15 protein-coding genes are annotated in these 17,140 nt (G+C 48.2%); 6 read left to right on the top strand and 9 right to left on the bottom strand.

The genetic code is table 11. From position 1 onward, the window contains the following. Nucleotides 1–27: 27 nt before the first annotated feature. The 5 genes from V6669_RS11010 to V6669_RS10990 all read right to left on the bottom strand — a co-directional run bounded on the left by V6669_RS11010 (nucleotide 28) and on the right by V6669_RS10990 (nucleotide 3,807). Complete coding sequence (locus tag V6669_RS11010; RefSeq protein ID WP_338593777.1) at nucleotides 28–207, bottom strand: hypothetical protein; 180 nt, start codon at nucleotides 205–207, stop codon at nucleotides 28–30. Nucleotides 208–400: 193 nt separating this feature from the next. Next, a complete protein-coding gene (locus V6669_RS11005) occupies nucleotides 401–1,282 on the bottom strand; it encodes an SMP-30/gluconolactonase/LRE family protein (RefSeq protein WP_338593775.1) in 882 nt (293 codons plus the stop codon). Nucleotides 1,283–1,294: 12 nt separating this feature from the next. Continuing rightward, on the bottom strand, nucleotides 1,295–1,960 hold the full coding sequence (locus V6669_RS11000) for an SGNH/GDSL hydrolase family protein (protein WP_338593773.1): 666 nt from the start codon (nucleotides 1,958–1,960) through the stop codon (nucleotides 1,295–1,297). Between the two features lie 81 nt (nucleotides 1,961–2,041). Next, nucleotides 2,042–2,830, bottom strand: a complete 789-nt coding sequence (locus tag V6669_RS10995; protein WP_091031985.1) for an alpha/beta hydrolase — start codon at nucleotides 2,828–2,830, stop codon at nucleotides 2,042–2,044. A gap of 143 nt (nucleotides 2,831–2,973) precedes the next feature. Next, nucleotides 2,974–3,807 carry an AraC family transcriptional regulator gene (locus V6669_RS10990; RefSeq protein WP_338593771.1) on the bottom strand — a complete coding sequence of 278 codons (834 nt, stop codon included), beginning with the start codon at nucleotides 3,805–3,807 and terminating at the stop codon, nucleotides 2,974–2,976. A 128-nt stretch (nucleotides 3,808–3,935) separates the two neighbouring features. Here V6669_RS10990 and V6669_RS10985 point away from each other — a divergent pair, with 128 nt between their 5' ends. The 3 genes from V6669_RS10985 to V6669_RS10975 all read left to right on the top strand — a co-directional run bounded on the left by V6669_RS10985 (nucleotide 3,936) and on the right by V6669_RS10975 (nucleotide 8,078). Next, nucleotides 3,936–5,963: a beta-galactosidase gene (locus V6669_RS10985; RefSeq protein ID WP_338593770.1), complete on the top strand. Its 2,028-nt coding sequence runs from the start codon at nucleotides 3,936–3,938 to the stop codon at nucleotides 5,961–5,963. 438 nt (nucleotides 5,964–6,401) lie between these two features. After that, nucleotides 6,402–7,358: a WYL domain-containing protein gene (locus tag V6669_RS10980; RefSeq protein ID WP_338593769.1), complete on the top strand. Its 957-nt coding sequence runs from the start codon at nucleotides 6,402–6,404 to the stop codon at nucleotides 7,356–7,358. A 33-nt stretch (nucleotides 7,359–7,391) separates the two neighbouring features. Further along, nucleotides 7,392–8,078 (top strand): hypothetical protein, encoded by a 687-nt coding sequence (locus V6669_RS10975; protein ID WP_338593768.1) that lies wholly within the window; start codon nucleotides 7,392–7,394, stop codon nucleotides 8,076–8,078. A gap of 101 nt (nucleotides 8,079–8,179) precedes the next feature. Here V6669_RS10975 and V6669_RS10970 read toward each other — a convergent pair whose 3' ends face one another. Next, nucleotides 8,180–9,694 (bottom strand): altronate dehydratase family protein, encoded by a 1,515-nt coding sequence (locus tag V6669_RS10970; RefSeq protein ID WP_338593767.1) that lies wholly within the window; start codon nucleotides 9,692–9,694, stop codon nucleotides 8,180–8,182. Next, nucleotides 9,691–11,208: a tagaturonate reductase gene (locus tag V6669_RS10965; RefSeq protein WP_338593766.1), complete on the bottom strand. Its 1,518-nt coding sequence runs from the start codon at nucleotides 11,206–11,208 to the stop codon at nucleotides 9,691–9,693. Before V6669_RS10965 ends, V6669_RS10970 begins: the two co-directional genes overlap by 4 nt. 192 nt (nucleotides 11,209–11,400) lie before the next feature. Between V6669_RS10965 and V6669_RS10960 the strand changes: the two genes are divergently transcribed. The 3 genes from V6669_RS10960 (at nucleotide 11,401) to V6669_RS10950 (ending at nucleotide 15,098) form a co-directional block, all read left to right on the top strand. Next, complete coding sequence (locus V6669_RS10960) at nucleotides 11,401–12,276, top strand: AraC family transcriptional regulator (protein WP_338593765.1); 876 nt, start codon at nucleotides 11,401–11,403, stop codon at nucleotides 12,274–12,276. Between the two features lie 141 nt (nucleotides 12,277–12,417). Further along, the gene (locus V6669_RS10955; RefSeq protein ID WP_338593764.1) at nucleotides 12,418–14,406 is read left to right on the top strand and encodes a translation factor GTPase family protein; all 1,989 of its coding nucleotides are present in this window, start codon (nucleotides 12,418–12,420) and stop codon (nucleotides 14,404–14,406) included. 14 nt (nucleotides 14,407–14,420) lie between these two features. After that, a complete protein-coding gene (locus V6669_RS10950) occupies nucleotides 14,421–15,098 on the top strand; it encodes a tetratricopeptide repeat protein (protein WP_338593762.1) in 678 nt (225 codons plus the stop codon). A gap of 117 nt (nucleotides 15,099–15,215) precedes the next feature. On the opposite strand, the gene V6669_RS10945 is transcribed toward V6669_RS10950, so the two are convergent. Beyond that, nucleotides 15,216–16,277: a phosphotransferase gene (locus V6669_RS10945; protein ID WP_338593760.1), complete on the bottom strand. Its 1,062-nt coding sequence runs from the start codon at nucleotides 16,275–16,277 to the stop codon at nucleotides 15,216–15,218. A gap of 92 nt (nucleotides 16,278–16,369) precedes the next feature. After that, nucleotides 16,370–16,996 carry a GDSL-type esterase/lipase family protein gene (locus V6669_RS10940; RefSeq protein ID WP_338593759.1) on the bottom strand — a complete coding sequence of 209 codons (627 nt, stop codon included), beginning with the start codon at nucleotides 16,994–16,996 and terminating at the stop codon, nucleotides 16,370–16,372. Nucleotides 16,997–17,140: the final 144 nt, after the last annotated feature.

Below are 17,140 nucleotides of genomic sequence, written 5' to 3'. Positions count from 1 at the left end.
GTTCTCATATCAACTTATCCTCCTCTTCTACTTCGTTACTGCATTTCGGTCTATCCCCGCTGTCTCATCGTGCTGATGATGGCGTGCCAGACGAATCAATGCATCTCTTGTTACAAGAAGCCTCACCTCCTTCCAATCATTTGTTAAGCGCTTACATAATTGTTCTTGATTCGCGGTTATCTGGATAATACTTTCAATAAATAACATTCGCTGGCAACCCCCAAACCCCTCTGTCGAAATTCCGTTTTTTGTAAAATATTTTCAGTGTTCAAAATCGTTTAAACAACAAAAAAAGATGCTGTTAGAACAGCATCTTTCGACATTTTATATATGAATAAAAAATGGAATCGTTTCTTACCTGGCAAACCAGATAAAGGTTAACTACATGATTGGCACCTGTTTATTGCTGGCTACCATAGGGATGAGTCTCCTGGCCTTTAACTCCCGGTTTGATGACAAAAAGTGAGCCCGCATCCGGTGTCTCTTTCAGACGTTCTTCCTTAATCCCAATGCGTGCTGTTGTAATGTATAACTCTTCGAGATCCGGTCCACCAAAACAGCAGGATGTTACCTGATCTGCTGGCACCTCGATCTGTTGCAACAGTTCTGATGTATGCGGGTTCCAGCGAGTGACTCTTCCTCCGCCCCAGTGCGCAACCCACAGCATGCCCTCAGCATCAACCGTCATCCCATCCGGAAAACCAAATTCCTCCGGTATGTGAATGACACTTGTCCGATTTTGTATCGTACCTGCCGTCAGATCAAAATCAAACCGGTCAATAGAACGTGTCGGGGTATCAATGTAATACATGGTCTGCCGATCCGGACTCCAGCCCAAGCCGTTGGATGTAGATACACCTTGTACCATTGTGCGAACGGGGTGTCCTTGCTCCAAACAATACAGTGATCCGGCTTTGCTCTCATTATTCATGCTCATCGTACCTGCCCAGAAGCGGCCCTGCGCATCACACTTGCCATCATTAAAACGATTGGTATCCTTATCTTGTTCGGGGTCCTCAATGGCATGACGCGCACCCGTAAGCAAGTTATAAGTGTAGAATCCACTGCGTAAAGCAACCAAAACTTCGTCACCACGATAGGGAACAACAGCACCGACATGTTCACCGACATCATAAGCCTGATCCTGCCCTGTAGCCGGATCATACACATGCACCTTAAAACTTTCAATATCTACCCACAATAATCGATTGTTCTCCGCATCCCAGCTTGGACCTTCCCCCAGTAATGCCGGGGTTTGTACTGCTACAGTTACGTCGCTCATGCCATCACGTCCTTATTCAGATTTGACGCCGCCTGACCAATCGAATCCGATGGCATCCAAGAATGCTTTGGACAGTACCATATGGCCCGTTGCATCCGGATGTACCCGGTCATAAGTCAGCACAGACGTATAGAAATGATCCCAAAATGGAGCAAATGCGGCCTGTGTATCCACATACACTGCATCATACTCACTGGCTACCCTGCGTACCGCTTCTCCGTAGATATCCATCGTTGCCCGCATCGGGTCTTCCGGATTGGCCTCAAGATAATAAGGAGTCATCAGTACCAGACCTTTCAGGTTGGGACTAACCGAAGCCACCAGTTCACGCAATGTCGATTCGTATTCTTCAAGAAACACATGTGATTCTGTTGACAATGGGTTGTCGAACTGACGCCATACATCGTTAATGCCGATCATGATCGTCAACCAGTCCGGTTTAAGGTCCAGCACATCACGATCCCAGCGCTGTTTCAGATCACGAATCGTATTTCCACCATTACCCACATTCTGAACACGCAACATCAATTCCGGGTAGATGGAGCGCAAGAGCGCATAGACTTGCGCTACGTAACCATGGCCCAGACCTGAACTGCCTTCGCCTACAGGATGCTGCCGACCACAATCCGTAATCGAATCGCCGATAAACAGAAGCTTGTCATTTTTCTGCAATTTCATCTTCATTTTCTCCTTCGCTCTAAAGCGCTAATATAAGAATAATTGATTAGTCAGGACCGTTAACTTGTTATCATTCAGTGATTACCAGCCTTGATTCTTGAGCCATGTGAGACACAGATCCGACCATACCCGAATCGCATGGTTGTCCTCAGCCAATCCAAGACCATGTGAACCTTTCTCAAAAACGTGCAAATCATAGGGAATGCCATGCTCGCCCAATGCAAGTGCGTAACGCAAGCTATTCTCTACAGGCACTGCCTGGTCAGCGCTGGTGTGCCAGATGAACGCTTCAGGAGCATCCGCTCTCACCTGCTGCTCCGCGCTAAAAGCCTTAATCTGCTCGGCAGTCGCGTCAGATCCAAGCAAATTCTCACGGGAACCGGCATGTCCATAGGACTCCATCGTAATGACCGGATAACAGAGAATGACTCGGTCCGGGCGTGAACTTTGACGTTCAATCGGATCCTCATGATCCGGTTGTCCCTCGTCATACAGCGTTCCCAGTGTTGCAGTAAGATGTCCGCCTGCGGAGAAACCAAGTACTGCAATCTTGGCAGGGTTGATGCCATACCGCTCAGCATGAGCACGAACATAACGTATGGCACGCTGACCATCTGTTATCGGTGCAGGATGCTGGTGAGGCGCCACCCGATATTTCAGGACAAACGCACTAATGCCTGCACGGTTCAACAATTCGGCTATTGGAGCACCTTCGTGATCAGCCAAAAATCCATAGCCGCCTCCTGGACACACAATGACAGCGCTCTCGGAACCGGGCTGAATAAATGGAATCAAATGTGGCATTTCGTCTTCATGGCCCTGGGCTGCATAAGGTGCAGCATGATCCCATAAAGGTATCGTTGTTGTCATCTTCATTCATCCTCTCCAAGTAGAACGGAACCATGGGTCCGTTTAAACGTTTTCGAATCTCAGGAATCGATACCATCATAACGGTAATGCCCCTAAGGCATCAATACCTTCCTGGCATCACTTTTTGTTCATTTGGGTACATGTTAGTACAAATTACGAAACTGTTCAGGGGTGACCCCCTCAATCCGGCGAAAGGTAGCAACAAAATGGCTTGAATCCCGAAAGCCAACCCGAATTGCCGTTTCCCTAATCGTGGGTCTATGGTCTGCGGTCATGATTTCCTTGGCTTTGCGAATACGCAGCAGAATGAAATAACTATAGGCCGTCATGCCAAAGGACTGCTTGAACAAGGTGTTCAAATGTCTGGATGAGATCCCCGTTACGACAGCCATATGTTCGAGCCCAATTTCGGGATTCGCATATTGCTGTTCCATGAATGCAATGAGCGGAGCGAGTCTCTCCACGGCATGTGAGATCGAAGACCGATTGCCTGTCATGCCATGTTTTTTGAGCAAAATCAGAAATCGGTATATATCCGCTGACGCTTCGAGTCCTGACAAATCCTGATCACTGCTTATCGAATCCAGCACTTCCTGGCCGTAATCGTTGAACGGGCTGCACTGCTCCCACTGATAGAACGCCGCTTCACCCAGACTAAGTGACTCCAATATTGCCGGACACTGGGAACCGCCAAATGTAATGTAAAGTGTCTCCCACTCTCCTTGGGCGCGCACATATTCATGCGGTTCATTCGGCGGTAACAAAATACCTGATGCTTCCCCTAGAACGACCGTGGACCCGGCAAACTTGAATTCTCCGGCTCCCTTTACTGTCTGAAGCCAATGGTAACATGGATACCCCACAGGTCTGGACACCTTCTCCTGATTGCCATTATAACCTAGGCTCTCAATATAAAGGGGCAGCGGCTGATCACGTGATGTCATGAAATATCGTTGATGTCGGGGTGAGATAAACATGGGATGCCTCCTTGGGTATAAGCTGAAATAAACTTCCGTATTCTTATATCAGTCATTACTTTTATTATATTTTAAAAGTCATATGTATCATATAGTATAGGATTATTCTTATACAAGAGGTGAACACATTGATTAGCAGCAAACTACCCAAAATGTTCTACGGCGGCGATTATAACCCGGAACAGTGGGACCACGAAACCCACATTGAAGACCTGCGCATGTTCCAATTGGCAGGGATTGATATTGCCACAATTAACGTATTTTCATGGGCACTAATTCAGCCTGATGAAGTTACTTACCGTTTTGAAGAACTCGACCAACTCATTAATCGTTTATATGAAAATGGTGTCTATATATGCCTTGCAACAAGCACTGCTGCCCATCCGGCTTGGATGGCAAAGAAATATCCAGACGTGCTTCGTGTAGATGCCGATGGACGCAAACGCAAATTCGGTGGGCGCCATAATTCCTGTCCCAACAGCCCGACCTATCGCAAATATTCCGAGAAGATTGCAGATAAACTGGCTGAACGATACAAGGATCACCCCGCTGTTCTCGTATGGCACATCTCCAATGAATATGGCGGTGAGTGTTACTGTGAGAACTGTGAGAAAGCATTCCGCGTATATCTGAAAGAACGCTATCAGACTCTGGAACAGGTCAACAAAGCATGGAACACAAATTTCTGGGGGCATACCTTCTACGATTGGGACGAGATTGTACTGCCGAGCAACCTGAGTGAACATTGGGGTAACAACAATTCAACGTTCCAAGGAATCTCGCTGGACTACTCCCGCTTCAACTCAGACAGCATGCTGGACTGTTATCGGTTTGAGTACGATGCGATCAAAAAACACATTCCGGACTCCGTTGTGACTACCAATCTGATGGGATTTTTCAAGCAATTGGATTATTTCAAATGGGCAAAATATTTGGATATTGTATCCTGGGACAGCTATCCCGGTCTCGCAACACCCGTCAGCTTCACGGCAATGGCTCATGACCTTATGCGCGGACTGAAAGATGGTCAACCGTTCATGCTTATGGAGCAAACACCAAGTCAGCAGAACTGGCAGCCATATAACTCACTGAAACGTCCAGGTGTCATGCGTCTGTGGAGTTATCAATCTGTTGCGCACGGGGCCGATACCATTATGTTCTTCCAGCTTCGCCGCTCCATTGGTGCCTGTGAGAAGTATCATGGTGCAGTTATTGAGCATGCTGGACACGAGAATACACGTGTATTCCGCGAAGTCGCTGAGCTGGGCAAGGAATTGCAGATCCTTGGAGATACCACACTGGATGCATCTGTTGAATCCAAAGTAGCGATTGTGTTCGACTGGGATAACTGGTGGGCCATCGAAAAATCAAGCGGACCTACGGTTGCCCTGAACTATGTGGATCAGATCCATAAATACTACGCAGCCTTCTTCCGTCGCAACATACAGGTAGATATCGTCAGTGTGGATACGGATATTAGCAAATACGACATCGTTCTCGCGCCTGTCCTTTACATGGTTAAACCAGGGTTTGCCGCCAAACTGGAGAAGTATGTTGAAGCAGGCGGAACATTCCTGACAACCTTCTTCAGCGGCATTGTCAACGAGAACGATCTCGTGACTACAGGTGGATATCCGGGAGAGTTACGTAAGCTGCTCGGAATCTGGGTGGAAGAAATTGATGCCCTGCTGCCTGAGCAAAAGAACAGCATAGTCCTCAAAGAAGCCTACGGAGATCTTGAAGGAGAGTATGGCTGCGGCATGTTGTGTGACCTGCTGCACAGTGAAGGAGCCGAAGTCATCGCGGAGTATGGAGACGACTTTTATAAAGGCATGCCTGTTGTGACACGTAATACCTTTGGTCAAGGTGACGCCTGGTACGTTGCATCCGACCCGGATGAGCGCTTCCTGGATGGTTTGCTGGGACAGCTTGCAGCAGCCAAGAACGTAGAGTCCTTGCTCGAGACACCAGAAGGTGTTGAAGTAAGCGCACGAACCAAAGACGGCAAACCCTACCTGTTTGTCATGAACCATAACGCAACCACGCAATCCTATGATCTGGGAACAGCTAAGGCACATGATCTGCTCACCAATCGTGAGCTTTCGGGAAGTGTTGAGATTGAAGCCCGTGGGGTGCAATTGCTCGAAATGAAATAAGGGATTTCGCTTAATTGGAATCATTCGGAATGAAACAATGTGATGGAAATACCCGTGATACAAAGTGTCACATATTCATTCCTTTTATACTTGTTATTGTCTTCAGCGAGCATATTGGTATAGATTTCAGACCTTTATCGTCTTCTGTAAGCCAAAAGCTGCTACTTCCCGTATCCGTTTACACCGGATGCGGGTTTTTGGCATGATCTGTGGTCTTTTTGATAGAAGGAAATATCAGTATGCAAAGCGAATTGGACGAGAAACACATTTTAACAAAGCCTGCCGGAACATGCTTGTGAATCCTGATGCTGATCCATTATAAAATAATGAACAGTTGAAATATTGGTGACACTCATGATGTCACTTATTCGTTGTTACAATAGAAATATTACTACGACATCACTTTCCGGCGGCGCAGATCGAAACGGAGTGGCTGACATGAACAGAACAAATCGGCTTGCTGCCATCGTAATGGCATTACAGCATGGTCACGAAACGGCACACTCATTAGGCGAGAAATTTGAGGTTTCCCGTCGCACGATTCTTCGGGATATTCAGTCCCTCTCCGAGATGAATGTGCCCATTATTGCCATTTCCGGTCCGGGAGGCGGTTTCAGACTTATGGAGGGTTACGTATTACCCCCATTACAGCTGGACCCGGTAGAAGCAGCGACGCTCATATTCGCTCTTGAAGGTCTAAGTCGCTACGCGGATACACCCTTTCATGAGAAACGCTGGACCCTGATGAACAAAGTTAAGGCCATCATTCCGGATGATATCATGTCGCGAATTGATCCCATGCTCAAACAGCTGCATCATCATATTCCAGACCGCAATTACATTCTTCCTCATCTGGACGCACTGCTGGCATGCATACCCGAACACGGGTGGCTTAGTGTGTTATATCGCTCCGCAACACGTCAGCGGTGGTTGCATATCTGTCCCTCACGGGTATATGCTTCCTCCGGCTTCTGGTACTGTGAAGCATATTCGATCGAACATGGTGAACAACGTCTGTTCCGGGTTGACCGAATTATCGAAGTCAAGGCGATCGAACCACAGGATGCACTGGTGTTTCACGAACAGGCGGAGCAACAGCAGAGCAAGCCGATCCCTCCAGAACAGCCGCCAACACTAGTTAAGGCACAACTGAGTTACCGGGGAATGATTGAAGCTGAACAGGACGAGCATATTGGTGAAAAGATGATTGAAATTGCCCCGGACCTCTGGGAATTATCATTCCTTTGTCCACCAGGGGAATGGGACTGGGCCGTACGATTCTTTTACCGATTGGGACGTGAAGCTGAAGTGATTGAACCCCTCCAACTTCGCAGTGAGATTCGTCAGCATGCCGAGGAAGTGAGCCGGAGATACCTTGCTTCAACCAAGTCGTAGCTTGACTAAACACAAAAGGAGCCTACTGATATCATGACTTATGAAGCCGTTATAACGTACGAACAAGCAGTACAGCGTATCCAGTCTATAGGGCTGCTGCCTCTGGCACCACTATTTGCCGATTATCCTTCGCTGTCATCGCTAACCCCCAAAGAACATTGGCACAAGGATGATGAACTCGATCCCTGGTTATGGCGTTCACGCCTGGCTGAAGAGGGCATTGCTGCATATGGAAAATTTGTTAAAAAGAAAGCGCTTCTTGTCTCATCTGAGTACTTCCCTTGGGTACACCGACTGCTTGCCGACTCCAAAACCATCAAGGAACAGTATGAAGCGGGTCTGCTCTCCCGTGAAGCGTTCAAACTCCATGCCTTAGTTGCAGAACAGGAAGGCATCGATGGACGTGCCTTGCGATCACAAGCTGATTTCGGGGCAAAAGAGGACAAAAAAACATTTGACCGTGGACTTCTGGACCTTCAGGGCTGTGCAGCCATTGTGATCAGTGGAACCAAAGAAAAAGAGGGACTCGCCGAAGGCAAAGTCGCATGGAACAGCTCCGCATATGAGACCGCAGATCACTGGATGCAGCGTCATGGCATTAAGCCATTCGAAGGCAGCGTAGAAGAGGCGCGTGAACTGTTGGCTGCGCAACTACAGCAACATGCTTCACCCGCCGCATTATCAAGCATCTTCAAAGCACTTGGCATCCGTGCAATCTAAATAAAGCCAATCCCGGTTGTAGTGCAAATTTCAACCGGAATTGGCTGTGGTTCACCCTATAATGCATCGTAGACGATAAACAACATCCAGCCAGAATGAATTTAGAGAATCACGCCATCCTTGAATATGGCAATCTCCCGGAATCCATGCTGCTCACTGAGTGTATGTGACCGTCCTGAAGCAATGTCAATCAGCTGGCCGAACAGCTGTACTTTGACCTCATCCATCGTCTGCCCCTCCAACAACTGGCCTGCGTTGAAGTCAATCCAGTGTTTTTTGCGATTAGCCAGATCGGATTGGGTCGCAATCTTGACGGTAGGTACCGGACCTCCGAAGGGAGTCCCCCGCCCTGTTGTGAAGAGCACAATATGTGCACCCGCTGCAGACAGTGCCGTTACAGATACCAGGTCATTCCCCGGTGCTTCTACAATGTTCAGACCGGTTTGAGTTACACGTTTGCCATAGCGTAGAACGTCAACTACGGAAGAACGTCCTCCCTTTTGCGTACATCCAAGTGACTTTTCCTCCAGCGTTGTGATGCCACCAGCCTTATTACCAGGGGAAGGATTCTCATAGATGTTCTGGCCATGGTTCACAAAATATTGCTTGAAGCCGTTCACGAGGTCCACCAAATCATGAAATACCTGCTCATTGGCAGCCCGGTTCATTAAGATTGTCTCCGCACCAAACATCTCCGGAACTTCCGTCAGAATAGCCGTACCCCCGGCAGCAACCAGCATATCAGCAACTGCACCGACCAGCGGATTGGCTGTAATGCCAGATAAACCATCGGAACCGCCACACTTCAAACCAATTTTGAGTTTGCTGAGCGGAAGCGGCTGCCGTTGTTCATGTTCAGCGATCTCCACAAGTTCTTCCATCAGTCGAAGCCCTTCCTCAAGCTCGTCATCCGTTTCCTGTGCTTTGAGAAACCGTACTTTTCCGCGGTATTCCGGAGCAATACACTCACGGAATTCATCGACCTGATTGTTCTCACAGCCCAGACCGATGACAAGCACACCTCCTGCGTTCGGATGCTCCACCAAGGAGGCCAGCAACTGTTGTGTATACTTCAGATCATCGCCAAGCTGTGAACACCCGAATGGATGTGGAAAGTGAAATACACCATCTACCCGGCTTCCAAATTGGGACTGACCCATACGTGCCAATGCTTCACACACTTTATTGATACATCCAACCGTATTCACAATCCAGATCTCATTACGGATACCTGCTTCACCATTGGGACGTAAATATCCATCGAATGAGCGCAGATGTTCCGGTGGAATGTCCGTCTGAACCTGGGCCCCCGGTTGGTATTCATATTCAAGCAATCCGTGCAGCCCCGTCTTCAGGTTGTGACTATGAATCCAGCTTCCCTGCTCAATCTGCTCTTGGGCAATCCCGATGGAGAAACCATACTTCATCACATCATCACCTGGGGCCAGCGTATGCACAGCAATCTTATGCCCCTTCGGCACGTCATCGAGCAGTGTAAAGGAAACACCGTCTGACAGGGTAATGCATTCTCCTTTGGCATAATCCCGAAGCGCTATAATAACATCATCCTGCGGTTGAATGGCAATCCAGTCATTGATTGTACTTGTTGTGTTCATTTCCCTTCACCTTCCAACAATCCGATTTCACGAACAAGTGCTGCACGCAGCCCTTCTCTTGCATCCAGATTTTCGCCCCAGATCAGGGTATCCGACAACACAGCCGCTACCCGGTTATCCAGTTGCTTCTGATTCCTGTTAAGCGTGTCATAACCTTCCCAGTGTGCAGCCAAAGCAGCCAGGACATCCGGGTCATCCCGCAACAGAATGTCGTCCCCATTCAGTCGTTGTGCCTTGTAACCTTCTGGCGTATTTACCGGACGGTAGAGACACAATAATCCAGCAAACCCTTGAATTAAACGTTCTGGCCAACTTCCCTGATTTTGCTCATAAGACAAAAGTGTCGGCAGCACACGAACCTTGAATTTCCTGATCGTATTCAAAGCAATATCTTGCAATTTGTGATTAATATACGGGTTAATGAACCGTTCGAATACTTCTTCTGCATACTGGTCCAGCTGATGATCGGGCATATCCAGAGCAGGGACGATCTCCTGATGCACAGCTTCCCTGATCCATGAGTCAAAATACGGATCTTCCATCGTTTCTCTCACATGCTGCTTGCCTTGCAGAATGCCGAGGGATGACATTAAGGTATGCGCCCCATTCAAAATACGAACCTTGCGTACCTGAAAAGGCTTCAGATCTTTCACCCAATGTACATTGAGACCTGCCTGCTTGAGAGGAAGTTTTTTGTCCAATGATTCATCACCCTGAATGGCCCAGAAATGATATGGCTCTGCCGTATTAATCAACTGGTCCTCATAACCCCAACGATTCGTCAGGGAATCGGCTTCCTCCTGGGTCGGCGCACCTGTGACAATTCGGTCTACCAGATTGTTCAAGAAGTGATTATGGTTCTCGATCCATGAACGGAAGCCATCCGAATACCCATAATCCTCACTATGACGGAGGACACAACTGCGCAGCACATCCCCATTGCCTTCAAGCAGCTCACATGGCAGATGAATCAAACCTCTGGATGGATCACCATCAAATTTCAAATATCGCTGATGCAGAAAAACCGTTAATTTCCCCGGAAATGATTGTACGGGTTCACCCTCGATATAGTCCGCATACGTATATTTCAATCCTGATTCGGTTGTATTGGAAATAACGAACTCAAGTGATGGCAGTTCCGCCAAGTTCAGAAAGGCATCCCATTCCTCATACGGATTGATACACTGTGAGAAAATGGAGATCAACTCTGTCCGCTCAACCGGCTTTCCTTGAGACAGCCCTCGCGTAATCATCGTGTATAACCCGTCCTGATCACGAATCTGCTCCAGCTTGGCCTTGCCTCCCGGTCGTGGTTGCGTAACAGCTACACTTCCATGGAATTTGCCTTGTCTGGCACTCTCATGAAGCATCCAGTCTGCAAATCCCCGCAAGAAATTACCTTCTCCAATCTGCAAAACCTTCACGGGACGCTCCATAATCTCCTTGCACTTGCGCTGACCATCGCTCCCCAGTAAATTCAGCTTCAACCTTGGCCGTTTTGTGCTTGCCGACATGGACACTCACCTCATCGATTATTTGTACTGTCGGAATGCAGCTCATAGGCTCTGCATCCTTTTATTGTAAACGCTTTAAATTCATTGTATCATCAATAAAAGGAAATTAAATTGCTTTTATTGCGGTAAATATACTCTCTAATGACCAGGCTTAACAACTCGTTGAAGACGATCGTCTGGAAAGGAGTCTCTATGGAACGTTCACCTGTTCGTACGACTATTCAGGCAGAATCCGGTATTCCGTTCCGCCTGGTGTACAGCGACACCAAATCCCCTCAGAACGAATTGCCAGATCACCTTCACGACTGGCATGAAATTATCTATGTATATCGAGGACAGGGAAGCATCTTTATTGATACTGGACTTGAGAATATGCAAGAAGGAGATCTGTTCATCATTCCTGGCAGCACGGTTCATAGAGCCTTGCCGGATGCAGCCAATCCTGTCACATCTTCCGCATTGTTCTTCAGCCCGGGATTGCTGGCATCCACCGCCGGAGGTGCTGCTTCTTCTTTGCTAAGCCTGTTTGAACGTTGTCGTAAACAACGCGTGTATAAGAGGCATCTGAACACAGAGGAGCAATCACAGGTGGCCGCCCTTATTGATGATATTCAGACCGAATTCCAGCTCGATCATCATCTAAGCGCACATGCAGCCCTGTTAAGGCTGCAACTGTTGCTTATTTTTCTGGAACGTCTGGAAGCTGCAGGACCTGCGAATCCGGGTAAATCCGCTCCGGGTCCCTCATGGCTCTCTTCTACGATCTCTCATATTGACGATAACCTTCGGAATGGCCTGTCCCTCCCTGAACTGGCACAGTACGCCTCTGTATCCCCTGCCCATTTCAGTCGTGCATTTAAACGATACACGGGTATGACTCTAACGGATTATGCATTAGCGCGAAGGGTCATTATGGCGAAAGAGCATCTGGTACAAGGTGATGAGACGATGGCAGCCGTTGCCGATGCTTGCGGGTTCGACAGCCTGCCCCACTTTTACCGTCAATTCAAAAAATTAACCGGCACAACGCCCGCAGCTTATCGCAGAACCATGAACAGTTCTCGTTAAAATAGAACCAGACTGGACGTAGGTTCCTGGGTCTAATCATATATATCCACATATTCTTCCATATGGAAGATGTGGTATGATAATCTGGATTATTACTTGTCGGAAACATTTCATTCCGTTGTCAGAGGAGCTTAGCATTCCATGTTAAACGAATTGAATCGCAGGAATATTGGCATCTTCGCCCATGTGGATGCGGGGAAAACAACCACAACCGAGCATATGTTATTTGAGAGTGGTGTCGTCCGCAGTCCGGGACGTGTAGATGACGGAACAACAGCCACAGACTCCCTGGACATTGAGAAAGAACGTGGCATATCCGTTCAAGCGGCCATGACCTCTCTGATCTGGAAGAACACCATCATTGACCTCATTGATACACCTGGTCACATTGATTTTAGCTCCGAAGTAGAGCAAACGCTACGGGTAATGGATGGCGCTATTCTCATTCTGTCGGCAGTAGAAGGAATTCAGTCCCAGAGTGAAGCCATCTGGCATGCCCTTCGTTCACTTCGCATCCCAACCATAATCTATATTAATAAAATGGATCGGATTGGCGCATCTGCCCCAGCGGTAATGGAGCAGATTCGTTCCACCCTGTCCCCTTTCGCATGCGAAATCCAAACATGCCATATCCATGAAGATTCATTTCATGGCATCGACTCCCTCTGGAACCCGAATCAAGATTCTCTGTCAGATGGCACACCTTCCATTCCAGGTCTGGTCGAGATACTTGCCGAGCTGGACGAAGAGGTCATGGAAGCCTACATTCAGGAGACTCCGTTATCGCAAAAGGATCTGAATGAAGCATTCCTGCGGTATGTGCATCAGGGTAAGATGTTCCCTGTGTGTTATGGCGCTTCCGGCAAAGGAATTGGCGTCACGGCATTGCTGGACGCGGTCCTTGCATTTCTGCCTGCACCTGCACAACCAGTGGACTCTCCCGTATCCGGTGTTGTGTTCAAAATTGAACGTGATCGCACGATGGGACGCACGGCTTACGTCCGTATGTATGGTGGCAGCTTACACAATCGGGATACCATCCATAATTCGACGCGGGAGCTTGAAGAGAAAGTGACGCAGATTCGCCGCATGGATGGAAGGAAATGGGCGGATACCGGTGCCGTTCACGCGGGGCAGATTGCTGTGCTGTACGGACTGAGTGACACACATGTGGGTGACATTATCGGCAATCCTGAGGGTGTACCTCCTCTTCCACAGATGGCTGTACCTTTGCTGACCGTACAAGTACATGGCAAAGACCCGGCACGTTACCCCGACCTTGTCGCAGCATTGCAAGAATTGACGGATGAAGACCCCTTACTCGACCTGCAATGGTTACCGGAGGAACGAGAACTGCATCTCAAGGTCATGGGAACCATTCAGCTTGAGATTTTATCCAGCCTGTTGCTGAGTCGTTTCGGATTGGATGTCGTGTTTGATCCGCCATCCGTCATCTATAAGGAGACACCCCGTACAGCCGGAGAAGGTTACATCGCCTATACGATGCCTAAGCCCTGCTGGGCCATCCTCCGCTTCAAGATTGAACCTTTGCCTCGCGGAAGCGGTCTGGTCTATACCTCAACCGTAAGGACAGATGATCTGTTGCTACGTTATCAGAATGAAGTTGAACGACGAATTCCGGAAGCCTTGTCTCAAGGTATGCTCGGTTGGGAAGTAACTGATCTGCGTATCACGCTGGTTGAAGGGGAACATCATGTCTGGCATACACATCCGCTGGATTTTGTCGTAGCCACGCCTATGGGAATCATGGATGGATTGTCGAGAACAGGTACCACGTTGCTGGAACCCCTTCTTCAGTTCCGGCTGACGGTCCCGGAAGAATACGGCGGTAAGGCCCTTAGCGATCTGGTACATATGCGGGCAACCTTCGAAGCCCCCGTCATTGGTAGCGGACGTTGTATTATTGAAGGAGTTATGCCTCTTGCCACCTCAATGGATTATCCGGTGAAACTGCGTTCCGAGACAAGCGGCCGCGGGGTGCTTACGACTTCGTTTGCCGGATACCAAGATTGTCCTGCGGATGTGAATCATGCTCGCAAACGCAGAGGAGTTGACCCGCTGGATCAGTCGAAATATATTTTAAGTGTACGAAACGCGATTACATCATAAATGGAGTTGAACCTGTGCTTATTAAATTTCTTATCTTTGGCCTTCTATGGCGGATTGTAGGTAATCCGTTCATTGCCATCCTTATTTTACTCGTTATACTGTATTTTCTGGATCGTCGTTACGTTGGGGTGTTCCCAAGCTTCACGAAACCTCTCAAGCGTATGCGTAACATCTCCCGGCTTCGGCAACAGCTTGCCATGAGTCCCAATGAAGTTTCTTCCAAGCTGGAACTGGCTCGCCTGTTAATTGAGCGCAAGCGTTACAGTGAGGCACATGCCTTATTGCTTGAACTGGAGCGCCCATACGAACAATCGGCTGAGTACTGGGAGGCATTGGGGACAACTGAGCTTCATTTGGGCAACATCGAAAAAGGCGAACGTCATATTTTGCAAGCCCTTGAGATCAACCCCAGAGTCAAGTACGGACGCCCGTACCTAACCCTTGCTGGAGCCTTCAAAGATAAGCATGAGGACAAAGCGCTGGATTATGTGCATCAGTTTCAGGAGATTCATTCCTCTTCCAGTGAAGCTTATTATCTGCTCGGCTCGGTTCACCGTTCCCTCGGACGTAATGCAGACGCGAAGCAGGCATACGAGCAATCGTTGAACGTTTATCGTTCGTTACCCAAATACAAAAAACGTCAGGAGCGCCGCTGGGCTGTCCGCAGTTGGTTCCGCAAACGTGGCTTGTAAGTAATGTCATCCGCTATACGCTGTAATCTTCATATATCACTTTTCTAACCAATAAAAGTGCACTGATCTCTGCCCTCGTATGAGCAGAAACAGTGCACTTTATTCATCACAGCGATATTAATATACCAATATCTCACGCAGTTGTTCTTCATGAAGACGCATCCAGTCAATCCGCTGTTTGAGCTTCACAATCTGATCCACAGCCACTTCCGGCTCATCTGTACCCTCAAACATCCGGCTGATGAAATGCATGACCACATCCAGACTACGCAGCAGAATCAATTGAGGTATGGCTAACAACTCTTCCCGCTCCAGGCTGACATGTTCCCGAAATCCCCTAATCAGTCCCTCTTGTGCCTGCCACATCCATTCTTCACTCTTGTCCATGGTAAGAAGGTCAGACATCGGAACAGCCAGCTCCATTACCCGCAAATCCCATGTCGCAAATTCAAAATCCAAAATGGCACAGATTTCACCATCCTGCTGATCTGCCAATACATTCGAGGCATTCATGTCCCCATGAACCAATTGATGAGGCAGATGTTCCATTCCCCGCAGAGCTTCAAACAGATCTGGCAGCGCATCTCTCAGTTGCTTCAACTCATTCGCACATGCGGCCAATTGCTCCGGCGGCGATGTGCATAACTGTAATAATCGTTCTGGTGAACAGAGCGGATACGCATCCTGAATTTGATAGTACGGTGGGTATACAGGTTCAATTGTTATATCCACCGTAGCCATAACAGAAGACAGGGCCCCCGCCGCTTTACCGAGCCCTATTAATTGATCTGGTATATGCCAGATAGGATTGACACCTTCCCTATAATGAAACAGAGTCACGATTTTGGTATGACCTGTGAGGGTATCTTTTACAGGAAGGAATGTACCTCCCTCACCAGATAACCGCCTTACAGGTGAAGGTGTATCAAGCTTAAAGTTCGAACGTTGGAGGGCTGCCAGCACCTCGTGTTCAAAGGCGATTTTCATCGGATCATTATGTGTTTCATATTGTCTCATGACGTAATTAGTCCCGTCTACATGGAGCATGTAAGTAGAATTATTCATCCCACCCTTTCCACGCTCGCCTTTCCAATCCGATGTGAAACCGTATAAGGCCAACACTTCGGATATACGCTGCTGCTCTGAAGGATGGAGGGAACCGGAATCGATGTTTTGCACCAAAAATTAACCCCTTTATCTCACAAAATGGAACTGTCTTCTATTTATCTTAAATGAAGTCCATTGCTTGGTCTAGTTCTGTTCCAAAGTGATCAAGAGAACGGATAATATCCCGTTCGATTAAGCTGCTCCGCAATGACACGATACCCTCTTGCATTGGGATGCACTCTGTCCCAGAACAACAGTTCACGCTCACGACCTTCGAACCTGTCATAGACCTGAGCACACGCATAGTTGCCTGATCCCGCTCCATTCAGAAAAGAATTATATTGGCGCACCCAGTACGCAGCTTCCGTCGCTTGTGGATACGGGTTGTACAATCCGATGGATCGGACCATATACTCACTGTTTCCCTTTAACTGCCGAATGTGCCGCATGATCTGGGATACATTACTGCGGGTTTCTCCGAGCACCTGTGTCATTTTGCTGGCATTTGGAATGCCGTTACTTGCTTTAAACGTACGAATCAGATCATTCCCGCCAATGGATATGGTAATGATATTCGCTTCACGGAGTGATTGCCGCACTCGGGGATGCGAAGAGATCATCTGCAACATTTCCCCCGACGTCAGTCCATTCACGCCCATATTTTCCATGGATACAAACGTACGAACATTCATTTCTGCCATTCGCCGATATAAAGGAACAAAGCCGGTGCCCAGCAACGCTCCTGTACCTACCGTTAATGAATCGCCTATAGCCACATATCGATATACCATCCCGTCGCCCCTCTCTGCTGTGATTTCTCTGAACCATAATGAACTGCTCTATATCTTATGATGAGTGGCAAGACAAGGCGCGGGATGGTGTCCTTAGGCATGCACCTTTCTTTTGCATAAAACTATATTTCTTCTCTGTAGAGG

Source organism: Paenibacillus sp. Y5S-9 (genome assembly GCF_036894235.1).
In the GTDB taxonomy this organism is placed as follows: domain Bacteria; phylum Bacillota; class Bacilli; order Paenibacillales; family Paenibacillaceae; genus Paenibacillus.
The sequence above is the reverse complement of the archived record's forward strand: the minus strand, read 5'-3'. Positions and strand labels throughout refer to the sequence as shown.